Raw genomic sequence first — 12,196 nt, forward strand, 5'->3', positions numbered from 1 at the left:
TCCGAGTAGTCCTTCATCGCCATCGGCGGTGTTCTCGCTTCCTCCGGATCAAGCAGATCCAGTATCAGCGTGTCCACCCATCAGGGCGAAGGCCCCAGCTACGTGCTGATCACCATCCATGCCCTGGAGATCGTGGAGGTCGACTACGCCGAGGCGGCACTCGCACCGACGATCGCCAAGTGGGCGGAAGCGGAGTTCGGACTGGCGCCACGCAGCGGCCGCATCAACCGCGACAGCACCACCGGAGAGGTCACCTTCAGCTGGGACGAGCGACCTCAATGAGCGACCTCGCCGTCGCCCACGCCGAGGCATTCGGACAGTTCCAATACCCGAGTGCACCATTAAAGGTCTCCCTGGAGCGGAAGCGCATAGCGGTCGAGACGGTGGCCCGGATGACCATCGACCGGCACGGCAACCCTCACGGCTACAGCGACGCGCTGGCCTACGAGGGCCAAACGGTCGCAGTCCCCTACGGCAGGTGCAGCGAGCCGAGCAACGTCAGGGCCGGCGGTCAGCACTGCCGCATCCGCTTCCAATGCGCCGGGTGTGACTTCTACCGGCCCGATGCCTCATACCTGCCAGCCCTGGAACGACAGGTGGCAGAGCTGCGGGCCGACAAGGAGTCGGCACTGGCGATGGGCGCCGCCGACTGAGTGATCCGCAACATCGACGACCATATTGTCGGCTACACCAAGTTACTCGATGAGATGCGCCGCACGTTGGCGGCGCTGTCCGAACAGGAACGGGCAGCCGTCGAAGAAGCCGCCCGAGAGATCCGCAAAGTCAGATCGGCTGCGGCCTTCGTCCCCTAGGCTAGCGGCCGGGTGCAGGCGCTCTCGCCGCACCGCCTCCCGCGGCTCCGGCAACAGCTCCCCACGCCCGGAGCACCTGGCGGTGGATAACAACAACGGCGGTAGGCGGCGGGCGCAGCCAGCGCGCAGCCGGCGCGCAGCCACAGGACCGGAACGCGAAGCGGGGACGACCCGCGCCGTGGCCGCCCCACAGGACGGGCAGCTGACTGCCGCAGCAGCCGACGGCCCGGCAGGTCACACGGGCCCGGCGAGCGTAGCCTTAACAGGGAGAGGCGGTCTTGCGGACGGCACTCGGGGCGTTCTGCTTGTCGGCGCCGGCTGACCGGTGGACGAGGGCTTCTGCGCCCGGCGACCCAGAGGAGAGCACCATCATGACCATGCCCGGGTTCCACGCCGAAGCATCCCTCTACCGCAACACAGGCTCCTACAGGGCAGGCCAACCGAACCCCCGCGACGCCACCGGCCGGATCGTCCCGATGTGGGGCCCCCTACCTGCTCCCAACGCCTTAGTAAATGCGAAAAGAACTGCAACTCCGTGATCCTGGGACCCGACCTCACGGAACACGACGCGTGCATGAACGGGTGCAGCGACGATTACGTCGCCTGCTTGGAGAGCCACCCGGACCCCAGCCGACGCTCGAACTCCGTCTAGGTGTATTGATCCGAGCGTTGTTGACGGTGGTCGGGCTTGATTACGGCGAAGACCTCCGGTGTGGTGGAGGTGTCTAGGCTCCACACCACACACGGAGGTCTTCGTGTCCCACCGTAATGCCCGGCTGACCGTGCACGGCAGGCGGCTCCTGGTCGAACGTGTCGGCGCGGGCCGCCCGGTGGCGCATGTCGCCGCCGAGATGGGGATATCCCGGGCTACCGCCCACAAGTGGATGCGGCGCTGGCGAGCGGAGGGCGAGGAGGGCCTGCTGGACCGCTCCAGCAGGCCCCACACCACCCCGCACCGCACACCTCCGCGACCGAGGCCCGGATCTGCGAGCTGCGGCGCGAGCGCAAACTCAGCCCGGCCCGGATCGGCCCGATCCTCGGCATCCCGACCTCTACTGCGCACCGCGTGCTCGTCCGGCACGGCCTGAACCGCCTGGCCTGGCTCGACCGGCCCACAGGCGAGCCGATCCGCCGCTACGCACGGGCCCGACTCGGCGAACTCGTCCACGTCGACATCAGGAAGCTCGGCACCATCCCCGACGGCGGCGGCTGGCGCACGGTCGGCCGCGAGGCCGGCAACCGCAACCGCCAGGCCACCACCGCCGAACGCAGGAGCTGCAAGCCGGTGATCGGCTACAGCTAGGTCCACTCCGCCGTCGACGACCAATCCCGTCTCGCCTACAGCGAGGTTCTCACCGACGAGCGCCAGGAGACCGCGATCGCGTTCTGGCAGCGCGCACAGGCGTTCTTCACCGGCCACGGCATCACCGTCGAACGCGTCCTGACCGACAACGGCTCCTGCTACAAATCCAAGCTGTTCGCCCCGGCCCTGACCGATGCCGGCATCACCCACAAACGCATCCGGCCCTACCGGCCGCAGACCAATGACAAGGTCGAACGCTTCAACCGAACCCTGCTCGACGAATGGGCCTACCAGCGGCCCTACACCAGCAACGACGAGCGCACCGCGGCCCTGGCCACCTTCCTGCACCAGTACAACTACCATCGCTGCCACACCGCACTCGGAGGCCAACCCCCGATCACCCGCGTCAACAACCCTGCGGGTCAATACACCTAACAGTCACCTGCTCGTCTACCACAGCACCTGCGAGGGCAACCCCCAGCGGGCCGCCGAGGTGGCGAAGACCTGGGACAACACCGCATCCGGGATCACGGACCGGGGCCGCGCCGCGGCCGAGGGGCTCTTCGAGGTCTGGGACCTGCTGGAGCCCGGCGTCGACTTCGCCCCGCTCCGGCGGCCGGATCGCCCGACCGCCGGCACCACCCGCTGGATGTACGCCGGCGTCGGCCGCAAGCGCTGACGCCCGGCCACCGCGTGAGACATATGCCCGATATTTACCTTGTATTCTTGGTCCTATCTCGTCCCATCCGCCTGACCGGCGTGCGAGGAGTACGGACATGGTTGAGCCGGACGGCCCCGAGAAGCGGCGGCGCCTGAGCCGACCGCTGGTGCTCGCGGCAGCCGTCGCGCTGGTGGACCAGGAGGGGCTGGCGGCACTGACCATGCGCCGACTGGCCGCCGGCCTCGGCGTCGAGTCGATGGCGATCTACCGCTACACCCCGGGCAAGGAGGCGCTGCTCGACGGGCTGGTCGAGGCGTTCTTCGCCGAGATCAACGACCGGCTGCGCAGCTCGGCCGAGGCGGTCCCGGGCGGCTCCGCCGCCGAGCCAGAGCTCCCCGCCTGGCGCGCGGAGCTGCGGCGGATCGCCCGCGCATTCGCCTCGGTGGCCCACGCTCACCCCGCGATCCTGCCGCTGGTGGCCACCCGGCCGCTCACCGTCCCGGTGGCACGCCGCCCCACGCCGGCGCTCCAACTCACCGAGCACATCCTCGCCGTCCTGGGCCGGGCCGGGTTCGACGACGCCACCGCACTCACCGTCTACCGCGCCTACGTCGCCTGGAACGTGGGCTTCCTCCTGGTCGACAAGCGCCAGGTGGTCGACAACCCCGACGAGCCGGACCCGATGCTGCGCCTTGGCCTGCACCGGCTGCCCGCCACCGACTACCCCCGGCTGCGCGCGCTCGTCCCGCGGCTCGCCGACTACGACGACGAACGGGAGCTGCTCGCCGGCCTGGAATGCCTGCTGAACGGGATGCCGCAGGCTCCCCTTGACTCCTTCTACGGCGGAAGCGCACGCTGAGGATACGGGGTACGCATCGGACATACACGTACATCAGCGCCCCGCGCCGTCGGAATCGCTGGTGTGAGACCCGACGGCGCCTGAAAGAGGTCGCCATGTCCACTGCCCGTTATGACATTCTCCGCGTCCGCGTCACTGCCAAGGACGCGGACACCCTGCGCGCGCTGCTCCGCGAGGTCCGCCCCGACGTCGGCGGCACCCCCACCCGGGGGCCGGACGGCCGCTACAGCATCGATGCCTACGTCCCCTCCGACCAGGTCGCGGCCCTCAAGCGAGTGGGCGTGACCGTCGAGGAGGTCGAGAACGCGTCCGAAGCCGGCCGCCTCGCCCAGGCGCAGGTCGGCGAGGGCGACCGGTTCGCCCCGGCCGACGCCTATCCGCACGGCCTGGCCGTCAAGGTGAGGGACTGACCCGCCATGTCGTATCTCAACATCAACGAGGTCGAATCCGCCGTGGTCAGCCTCTCCACCGCGTTCCCCTCCCTCACCGGCCTGATCGACCTGCCCGAACGCTCCGTCGAAGGCCGGATGAGCCACGCCCTGCGGATCGGCGCGGAGTCCTTGGCCCCCAAGGACTGCGTCGTCCTGACCGGAGGTCTGCACGCCCGTGAATGGGGCAGCTGCGAGGTGCTGGTCCACCTCGCCGCCGACCTGCTGGAGGCCTATGACTCCCACGCCGGTCTCGCCTACGGCGGTACCACCTTCACCGCCGACCAGGTCCAGCGTGTGCTGAACGAGCTGGACCTCGTCGTCTTCCCGCTCGTCAACCCGGACGGCCGGCGCTACAGCCAGACCGTCGACCCGATGTGGCGAAAGAACCGCAACCCGGCCAACTCCGGGGGCCACCCGAGATGCATCGGTGTCGACATCAACCGCAACTTCGACTTCCTCTTCGACTTCGCCACCGCCTTCGCGCCGACCGCCGGCCCCCACGTCTCGGCCGATCCGTGCGACCTCCAGGTGTACGAGGGCCCGCACGCCTTCTCCGAGCCCGAGACCCGCAACGTCCGCTGGCTCCTCGACGAGTTCCCGTGGACGCGGTGGTTCGTCGATGTGCACAGTCACGCCGAGGACATGCTCTTCGTCTGGGGCGACGACGAGAACCAGTCCATCGAACCCGACATGAACTTCCGCAACCCCTTCTTCGACGGCAAGCGTGGCGTGGCCGGCGACCTCGCCTACGCGGAGTTCATCGAGAAGAGTGACGCCGACAACGCCGCCCTCCTCGCCGAACAGTTCTGCCAGGGACTGCACGGTGTGCGCGGCCGTACCTACAAGCCGATGTCCGGGTTCCACCTGTACCCGACCAGTGGAACCAGTGACGACTACGCGTTCTCGCGCCACTTCGTCGATCCGGAGAAGGGCAAGATCCTCGCCTTCACCATCGAGTGGGGCGAGAGTTTCCAGCCGCTCTGGCCCGAGATGGAGCAGATCGTCCTCGACGTCGACGCCGGGCTCGTCCAGTTCTGCCTGGCGGCGCTCTGAGCGCGATCGAACACCTGTCGACCACAGTGGTCTGAACTGCGATCGAGGCGCCCGCCGACCGGCGGGCGCCTCAACAGTGCCGTGAACAACAGTGCTGCCGACCAGTGCCGTGGACTACGCGGCCCGGTGGAAGAAGAACGGGTCGAGCGAGGTCGGCACCCGGTGGACGCCGTCGACGTCGAACAGCTGACGGGTCACGAAGTTGGCCCTGCGCTGGTACATCACGCCGGCCGGGAAGTTGGCGTTGTCCGGCAGGTTGTCGCCCGCGAACACGCCGTAGAAGTCCCGGCCGACCGTGATCATCCGGATGTAGTCACCGAGGAACGGCTTCCCGTTCAGGCTCACCGACGGCCTCAGCGCCGCCTGGTGCAGCACCTGCCGCGCCGGCGCCGTCTGCCAGCCGTCGGCCGTCAGTTCCAGCACCGTCCGCCACTGGTCCTCGACGAACTCCTGGTAGAGCAGCCCCACCAGGCCGTCGGAGTTCACCGCCAGCGCGGGGTTGATGGCCGTGGAGAGCACGGAGTTGACGGGCGGCGTGCGGGCGGCGGACCACGTCCGGCCCCGGTCGGCGGAGTGCTGCAGATGCAGGGTGTTGTCCACCCCCGCAGGCCCGCCGACGCGGTCACACCAAGCGATCCAGACGCTTGCCGAGTCGCGGGGGTCGACCGCGATCGTCAGGTCACCGCCGAGGCGCTGCCCGTCGATCTCGTCGTCGAACACCACGAACCGCTGGGCCGCGGCCTTCTGGCCGGCGATCCCGTTCGCGTCGGTGAGGGACCGGAACGGGTTGGGGCCGACGCCCCCGGTGTCGTCCCTGGTCACCACGACGTCGAAGGTGACGTTGCGGAAGTCGGGTCCGGACCGGTTCTGCCAGCTCGTGAACGCCGCGTACACGGTGCCGTCGGGATGCGCGGCGATCCGCACGGGCGGCCCGTCCTGGCCGGAGGTCGAGCGCCGCTCGATCGGCGTGGCCACGAAACCGGACGGCGCCGGCGCGGTCGGGGAGGCGTCCGAGGCATCCACGGAGGCCGTGCGTCCGCTACTCAGACCGACGTCGTTGTTGCCGACGTAGACCCGGCCACGGCCGTTGCCGTTCGCGACGGCCTCGGTGACGACCCAGGGCTGGTCCGGCCCGCCGCGGTCGACGAGGATCTGCATCGGCGTCGTCGATCGCGCGTCGGGCGTCCGCAGGATCTGCATCCGGAGACGGGTCGCGGTGCTCAGCCGGGCATTGAGGATCCCCGCGTAGAGGGTGCCGCCCGTGGGCGTGAAGCCGACGGTGATGTCGCCCGTGCCGGTGCCGGGGACACCGCCGGGGACGACGCTCCTCAGCACCCAGGTGTCACCGCCGTCCGTAGAGACGTAGATCGGCGCGAGCGGGCCGCCCATGGGGTCGGGAGTGAAGGCGGTCGCGACGATCTCGTCGGGATTCTCGGGGTTGACCGCGAGGTTGGGCTCGCCCATCTGGCCGATGTCACCGCTCAACGACCTCGGCGTGATGTTGACGATCTTCAGCGTGGGCACGACGGCTCACCTCCGCTCCTGCAGTACCGCGAGCATCCGCGTCGGCTGGCGGTCGTCGGGATCGAGCAGCTGGAATCGCGCCGCGTCGCGCAGGGCGTGCCCGGTGGACTCGTCCTCGGCGCCCTCCGTGGTGTGCAGGATCCACATGCCCTGCTGTCCCGGACTCGGCTTCGGAACCCGGTACCAGTGGATGTCCCGGCTGTTGGGGTAAAGGACGGCGAGCCGTCCCGGGGAGACGTCCCCCGACTCCACGTGACTCACGTCCAGCTGGGCCCGCCACCAGTCGGGGTCGTGCTCGGAGACCGGGCGGTCCTCGTTGCCCGGCAGTTTCTCCAGGCCGACGACGGTGCCGACGACCACCGCGTCCGCCTCACCGGCGTGGGTGGTCATGTCCTCGTCCCTGATGCCGCGCAACACGGCGGAGAAGGGCATCGCGTCGGCCGTGGTGGCCGCGAGGGTCAGGTGCGGCTGGACGTCGGCGGCGGGCAGCCGCCCGACCTCGTCCACGGCGAGCCCTTCGCCGTAGACCGCGCCCGTGGTGAAGAACGCGGCCGTGTCGCCGACCGCCGGCGGGTCGAGGTCGGCGGACAACTGGACGGTGACCTCGCTGCCGGCGAGTCTGCGGAACGCGTCGGGTGCGTGCAGTACTTCGTCGACCTTGACGACCGCGGTCCGTTCGTCGGCGGTGACGGCCGCCAGGGGCGTGTCTCCCAACCGGGTGACCCTGCCGACGAAGCTCAGTGGGGCCTGCCGGACCAGGTCGGGGATGGACTCCGGCGTGGCGGCGGGCGTGCCATCAGGCATGGTGGTCTTCCTTCCCTGAGTCGGCCGTCACCGCGCTGCCCGGGCGGCGGCCGGATGAGTCCTGCGCCACTCGATCCGTGCGCCGACGGCGCAGGCGACGGTGGCTGTGGCCGTGATGGCGACGATCAGCCACTCGGCCGCGCCGCTACCGGCATCGGGGTCGAGACCGAGCAGCAGCTCGATCCAGTCCGGCCAGACCAGGGTGACCAGGAAGAGCAGCCCGGAGAGGCTCCCCAGGGCGATCTCCAGCCAGAAGCGCGGGCGGACCGGACTATCGGGGTGGAAGGGCATCTCGGCGCCTCCCCTCTCTTGCCGCCCGGGCCCCGCGTGGCGCCCACGCCCGGCGTGATCGCTCACGGGCGCGACCGGCCGCACCGGCCCGGGTCGGGTGTCGGCCCCGTCGGGGCCGCCGGTCGGGGGGCAGGCCGCCCACGGGGAGGGGTTCGCTTCGGGTACGTGGTCGGGTCCCGGATCCGCAGTGCGGAGGGGGGCAACGTACACCTACGGGGCACGCATACTTTGTATAACAAGTCTCCGCGCACCTCCGAGCCCGGTCAAGGGCGGGCCTCCCCTTCCCGTCCGCGACGCCCGGGCGGGCGCGTCGGGCCAGCGCGGGCGGTGGCGCGTCGGTGCTTGGGCGGAACGGCGGCGCGGCTCAGGCGGCGCGTGGCAGCGGAACACCGGGCGGGTGCAGATGGCCAGCGGCGAACTCGATCTCACCGGACGCCCGCAGCGGGCGGGCCAGTTGGCGAGGTGGCCGGCGGACGACGAGAGCCGCCAGCCTTGACCACGCCGCAGCTCGGGTCGCCGACCCAGCCGATCGGGTGCGCAGCCTCGGCCAAGGCGACTGGCGACAGGCGACAGGCGACAGGGGCACCAGACCCTCCTCGCCGCCGCCACCACCTCGGTCTCCGGCGCCCACGCGTCGATCAGACAGACCGCGAGGTTCAGCGACGGGAAACACCGGACGCGATGACCTGGCCGGCTCTGCAGCACATTCACGCCGGACCTCCAGCTGAAGGGAAGCTCACCCTGCGCGCATCCCAGGAACGACCGGCACGCCTCGAAGCAGGCCCCATCGCACGGCCATGAATGTCTCGACTTCTGGCCACGCCGGAGATCACCCCGGGCGGCAAAAGCGCGGCCGCCCGGCCCTCCCCGGGACCGCGGGGAACCCCGCTGGGAACGGGGCGGCCGGAGTCACCGGGTTCGGCTGGCGAGGAACTCCTCCATGTCGGCGCCGTACCAGCGGCCCGTCCGACCCGTCAAGACCATGCCGATGCGGCGACAGACGGCAGCGGACGGGTGGTTGCCCGGCCGGACCAAGGCCCGGATCTCATCGACGCCATCCGCGAAGCCCTTCGCCAGGACCGCCCGCGCAGCCTCCGTGGCGAACCCGAGGCCCCAGGAGTCGGGGTGGAGGTGCCAGCCGATCTCGACCTCGCCGCCCCCGTCCGGAAGCGGCAGCAGCATGACCGAGCCGGCCACTGCACCGCCGTCCCGGCGTTCGAGCGCCCAGACCCCGAAGCGGGGGTCCGCCGACCGCAGACGAAACCGCTCGATCAAGTGGAGAGCCTCGATGGGCTCTTCCAGGGCGCGAGGAGTGCTCCCGAGCCACTGGGCGACCTCCCAACAGGAGTAGACGGAGAAGGCCCGGTCCCGGTCGGCGGCGGTCCACTGACGCACCGCCAGTCGTTCTGTGAACAGGATCGGATCGGACATGGCACTCCTTAAGCAATGTGACATTGTTCCCAGTCTGCCCGACCGGCGGCCCCCTGTACGAGAGGTCGGCCGCACCCAGCCGGGTTCCCGGGGCGCTGCGACATCGGGGACGGACGGGGAGCGGCCGGGCAGCCGGGCAGCGGTGACAGGATCGACCTGTGGTGTCCCGGGCGCGCGGGGAGCAGCGCAGCATCGGGCTGAACCGTGTGCGAGGCCTGGGCCGCGCGGCCGACCGGTCCATTCGACGTCCAGAGCCACCGGCAGAACCCGACGGCATGCTCGACGTCCGCGGTCGGCCCCGTCGAATCGTCGCCACCATCCGCGAACGCCACTTCTGTGGACCAAGCTGTCAAGTGGCGCCGAGGATCCTGCTGCTTCGAATATGTGGTGGCCGATTGGGCCGCAGGCCGGAAGACTCAGCTGCTGTGGACATGGGGATCTCTGGTTTCAAGCCGTCCTTCCTAGTCGGGATCGAGGCGGTTCGGCAGGCGCACGGATCACGTCTGGCAATGCTCGCTGGTAGGCGGCTGACGGGATTCGCACTGGTGCGCTTCGTCGAGGACGGAGACTGGTTCGCCGACTGCCCGGTGGTGTTGGACATCGAGGGCCTCCAGGTGGAGATTTGCCATTCGAAGCTGGACGAACTCTCGATCGGCTGGAACACGATCGACACCGCAGCGGCCATCACCGGGTGGGAGTGGTTCGAGCTCACGCCCCAGTGGTCTCACAGCGATGAACGCCTGGAGCCGTTTGTCGGCCAGGAACTGCGCGAGGTCGCGCTGCTTGAGTGGCGGCCAGCAGACCATGACCTGGCAGCCGGAACGGTGGCGGTGGAGTTCGCCTTCACCGAGGGCTGTCTGCGGATCGTCAACGGCCTCGACGAGAACCGCATCGAGATCGGTGCGGCCCAGCCGGATTACATCCGACACAGGCTGGGCCGCTGACCGCGACACTCCAGGTCTGCAACCAGACCGCCGCCTGCTCGTGCCGGCTCAACACCGGCCACTTCTCCGTCAGCACCGTCGTGCCGCTCAAGCCATCTCCCAAGTCCGTGGTTACACCGGAGACATGATCACCCTAGACATATTCCACGTAACTTTTAGGCTGCTCGAACGCGCCGGGTATGGCAGGGCCGAACTCGACCTTCTCCGCACTCGCATCCTCCTCCGAGCCGGAGGAGGAGCGCGACGCCAGGCGTCTGCGGGCCGGACCTCCTGGAGCAGGCCCCAGGTGAAGTCGGCGGTGAGCGAGCGCGGCCGGCCGGTGGCGTCCGGGGCGGTGAAGTCGAGCTGGAAGCGGGTGGGCGCACTGCCCTCGCGCGGCACGGCGGGCGGGAACGCGGCGCCCAGATCGGCCACCACGCAGCTCCACGGCGTCAGGTCGGCGAGCGTGCGCAGCACCGGGGCCGGGGCATCCGCCGCGCGAACCAGCCACTCGTTCAGCGGCGGGCTGCCGGACTCCGCCGGGCCGAGCAGGAGTTCGAAGCGCAGCTCGGGCCAGAGCGGCAGGGGCCACCGCTGTGCGGTACAGGCGAGATCGCCGATCCGGCGCGGCACGCTCGCCTGCGGCGGGCCGAGCACGGCGGCGTACCGACGGGCGCCGTGCGGGAACCGGGGCGATCGGATCATCGCCTGCCAGCGCTTGTTCGCCTCGCGCATCGTGCCGCGCGTCGCGCCGAGCCGCCGCACGGCCTGCTCGACCAGCTCGGGGTTGTAGTCAGCCATCCGGCGCAGCAGCACGAGTTGGAACTCGGTGGGCCCGAAGCGGTGGATCGCCATGGCAGCAGGTTACGGGGGCCGGTGACGGGCCTGCAGCTGGCATCGATCGGGCATCCACTGGGCCTTCACCGGGCTGGGTATCGTGGCCGACCATGCACGATGATCTCGGAACCGTCAGTGGGGACGGACTGTTCGCTGGTGGGCCGTTGGCCGGTCCGGAGTTCCTGGTCCGCGCGTCCCCGGAGCGGGTCAGGGCGGCAATGGCTGCCGCGGCCGGCCCGCGGGCGAGGTCGGCGGCGGCGGTGTACCGGGCGTCGGCGCATCTGCACGGTGGTGCCGACGCGGCGACGCGGCGCGGGCTGCTGGCGGTCGACGCGGCCCGGTACGGGGACCGGGAGCTGTCCGTCCGGCTGAACTCCGTACCGGTGCCGGGGCATCCTGCCGCACAGTGGAACACGGACTGGGCCACCGGCACCCTGGTCGATCACCGGCTCCACCGCGTGCTCGACGGCGGGTACCCCGAGCTGCCCGGCCTCCGGGCCCCGGTGGAGGCGGCGTTCGCGACGGTCGGTGGTCGCGTCCTCGTGGTGCTCGGCACGGGGCAGAGGGTGGAGCTGCGCGATCCGGCGACCGGCCGGCGGATGGGCGAACGCTTCACCGTCGCAGGCCACCGGGAGGGCGCGTCTGCGGTCACGGTGATGGACGACCGGCCGGTGGCGGTCGAAGGCGGCCTGGACGGCGTGGTGCGGGTCTGGGACCTGAGCAGCGGCCGGCAGGTGGGCAAGCCTGGTGCCGGACACGGCGGGCCGATCAGCTCGGTGGCGACGGCCGTGGTCGAGGGCGTGGCCGGACGCCTGCGGACGCGGGCGCGAACCCGGCTCATCGCGGTGTCCGCCGGTCACGACGCCACGTTGCGGGTCTGGGACCTGGCCGCGGGTCGGGGGCTTGGGAAGCCGCTCGTCGGCCATGTCGGTGGCGTCCGCGCGGTGGCCATCACGATGCTTCAGGGCCGGCCGGTGATCGTGTCGGGCGGCGAGGACGCGACGGTGCGGGTGTGGGATCTGACGGCAGGCCGGCAACGCGGCGAACCCCTCACCGGCCACACCGAACCGATCACCACCCTCGCGACCACGGTGCTCGACGGCCGGCCCGTCGCCGTGACGGCCGGCAAGGACGCGACCGTACGGGCGTGGGACCTCACGGCAGGCCGACAGCGCGGCGAACCCCTCACCGGCCACACCGAACCGATCACCACCCTCGCGACCACGGTGCTCGACGGCCGGCCCGTCGCCGTGACGGCCGGCAAGGA

Annotated in this window: 13 protein-coding genes and 2 pseudogenes; 10 read left to right on the forward strand and 5 right to left on the reverse strand. The window is 70.5% G+C overall.

Annotated elements, in window-relative coordinates:
• The first annotated feature begins 69 nt into the window (after positions 1–69).
• The 8 genes and pseudogenes from AB0J08_RS37100 to AB0J08_RS37135 all read left to right on the forward strand — a co-directional run bounded on the left by AB0J08_RS37100 (position 70) and on the right by AB0J08_RS37135 (position 5,119).
• Entirely contained in the window at positions 70–282 is a 213-nt protein-coding gene (locus tag AB0J08_RS37100; RefSeq protein ID WP_360643068.1) for a hypothetical protein, read from the forward strand.
• A complete protein-coding gene (locus AB0J08_RS37105; RefSeq protein ID WP_360643070.1) occupies positions 279–653 on the forward strand; it encodes a hypothetical protein in 375 nt (124 codons plus the stop codon). Before AB0J08_RS37100 ends, AB0J08_RS37105 begins: the two co-directional genes overlap by 4 nt.
• Complete coding sequence (locus tag AB0J08_RS37110) at positions 654–812, forward strand: hypothetical protein (RefSeq protein WP_360643073.1); 159 nt, start codon at positions 654–656, stop codon at positions 810–812.
• A gap of 755 nt (positions 813–1,567) precedes the next feature.
• Positions 1,568–2,550: pseudogene (locus tag AB0J08_RS37115) on the forward strand (IS481 family transposase).
• A 7-nt stretch (positions 2,551–2,557) separates the two neighbouring features.
• Positions 2,558–2,794, forward strand: coding sequence for an SAM-dependent methyltransferase (locus AB0J08_RS37120; RefSeq protein WP_360643117.1), 237 nt, complete (start codon positions 2,558–2,560; stop codon positions 2,792–2,794).
• 97 nt (positions 2,795–2,891) lie between these two features.
• A complete protein-coding gene (locus AB0J08_RS37125) occupies positions 2,892–3,635 on the forward strand; it encodes a TetR/AcrR family transcriptional regulator C-terminal domain-containing protein (protein ID WP_360643076.1) in 744 nt (247 codons plus the stop codon).
• A gap of 95 nt (positions 3,636–3,730) precedes the next feature.
• Positions 3,731–4,045 carry a hypothetical protein gene (locus AB0J08_RS37130; RefSeq protein WP_360643079.1) on the forward strand — a complete coding sequence of 105 codons (315 nt, stop codon included), beginning with the start codon at positions 3,731–3,733 and terminating at the stop codon, positions 4,043–4,045.
• Between the two features lie 6 nt (positions 4,046–4,051).
• Positions 4,052–5,119 (forward strand): M14 family metallopeptidase, encoded by a 1,068-nt coding sequence (locus tag AB0J08_RS37135; RefSeq protein ID WP_360643081.1) that lies wholly within the window; start codon positions 4,052–4,054, stop codon positions 5,117–5,119.
• A 114-nt stretch (positions 5,120–5,233) separates the two neighbouring features.
• Here the strand turns inward: AB0J08_RS37135 and AB0J08_RS37140 are convergent, their stop codons facing one another.
• From AB0J08_RS37140 to AB0J08_RS37155, 4 genes are all read right to left on the reverse strand, one after another.
• Positions 5,234–6,643 carry a hypothetical protein gene (locus AB0J08_RS37140; protein WP_360643084.1) on the reverse strand — a complete coding sequence of 470 codons (1,410 nt, stop codon included), beginning with the start codon at positions 6,641–6,643 and terminating at the stop codon, positions 5,234–5,236.
• A gap of 6 nt (positions 6,644–6,649) precedes the next feature.
• On the reverse strand, positions 6,650–7,447 hold the full coding sequence (locus tag AB0J08_RS37145; RefSeq protein WP_360643087.1) for a hypothetical protein: 798 nt from the start codon (positions 7,445–7,447) through the stop codon (positions 6,650–6,652).
• 27 nt (positions 7,448–7,474) lie between these two features.
• Positions 7,475–7,738 carry an ABC transporter permease gene (locus AB0J08_RS37150; protein WP_360643090.1) on the reverse strand — a complete coding sequence of 88 codons (264 nt, stop codon included), beginning with the start codon at positions 7,736–7,738 and terminating at the stop codon, positions 7,475–7,477.
• Positions 7,739–8,647: 909 nt separating this feature from the next.
• Positions 8,648–9,169: a GNAT family N-acetyltransferase gene (locus tag AB0J08_RS37155; protein WP_360643093.1), complete on the reverse strand. Its 522-nt coding sequence runs from the start codon at positions 9,167–9,169 to the stop codon at positions 8,648–8,650.
• Positions 9,170–9,600: 431 nt separating this feature from the next.
• Between AB0J08_RS37155 and AB0J08_RS37160 the strand changes: the two genes are divergently transcribed.
• Positions 9,601–10,113 carry a hypothetical protein gene (locus AB0J08_RS37160; protein WP_360643120.1) on the forward strand — a complete coding sequence of 171 codons (513 nt, stop codon included), beginning with the start codon at positions 9,601–9,603 and terminating at the stop codon, positions 10,111–10,113.
• 111 nt (positions 10,114–10,224) lie between these two features.
• Here the strand turns inward: AB0J08_RS37160 and AB0J08_RS37165 are convergent, their stop codons facing one another.
• Positions 10,225–10,947, reverse strand: a complete 723-nt coding sequence (locus AB0J08_RS37165; protein ID WP_360643096.1) for a hypothetical protein — start codon at positions 10,945–10,947, stop codon at positions 10,225–10,227.
• A 92-nt stretch (positions 10,948–11,039) separates the two neighbouring features.
• On the opposite strand from AB0J08_RS37165, the pseudogene AB0J08_RS37170 reads away from it, so the two are divergent.
• Positions 11,040–12,196, forward strand: a pseudogene (locus tag AB0J08_RS37170) (hypothetical protein); the annotation flags it as partial.

Source organism: Kitasatospora sp. NPDC050463, from assembly GCF_040655255.1.
GTDB lineage: Bacteria > Actinomycetota > Actinomycetes > Streptomycetales > Streptomycetaceae > Kitasatospora.

What these genes read in the sequence shown, in the direction of transcription:
- AB0J08_RS37165 (WP_360643096.1), bottom strand. Translation starts at nt 10,947, where the DNA reads ATGGCGATCCACCGCTTCGGGCCCACCGAGTTCCAACTCGTGCTGCTG.
- AB0J08_RS37160 (WP_360643120.1), top strand. Translation starts at nt 9,601, where the DNA reads ATGGGGATCTCTGGTTTCAAGCCGTCCTTCCTAGTCGGGATCGAGGCG.
- AB0J08_RS37105 (WP_360643070.1), top strand. Translation starts at nt 279, where the DNA reads ATGAGCGACCTCGCCGTCGCCCACGCCGAGGCATTCGGACAGTTCCAA.
- AB0J08_RS37130 (WP_360643079.1), top strand. Translation starts at nt 3,731, where the DNA reads ATGTCCACTGCCCGTTATGACATTCTCCGCGTCCGCGTCACTGCCAAG.
- AB0J08_RS37155 (WP_360643093.1), bottom strand. Translation starts at nt 9,169, where the DNA reads ATGTCCGATCCGATCCTGTTCACAGAACGACTGGCGGTGCGTCAGTGG.
- AB0J08_RS37135 (WP_360643081.1), top strand. Translation starts at nt 4,052, where the DNA reads ATGTCGTATCTCAACATCAACGAGGTCGAATCCGCCGTGGTCAGCCTC.
- AB0J08_RS37125 (WP_360643076.1), top strand. Translation starts at nt 2,892, where the DNA reads ATGGTTGAGCCGGACGGCCCCGAGAAGCGGCGGCGCCTGAGCCGACCG.
- AB0J08_RS37150 (WP_360643090.1), bottom strand. Translation starts at nt 7,738, where the DNA reads ATGCCCTTCCACCCCGATAGTCCGGTCCGCCCGCGCTTCTGGCTGGAG.
- AB0J08_RS37145 (WP_360643087.1), bottom strand. Translation starts at nt 7,447, where the DNA reads ATGCCTGATGGCACGCCCGCCGCCACGCCGGAGTCCATCCCCGACCTG.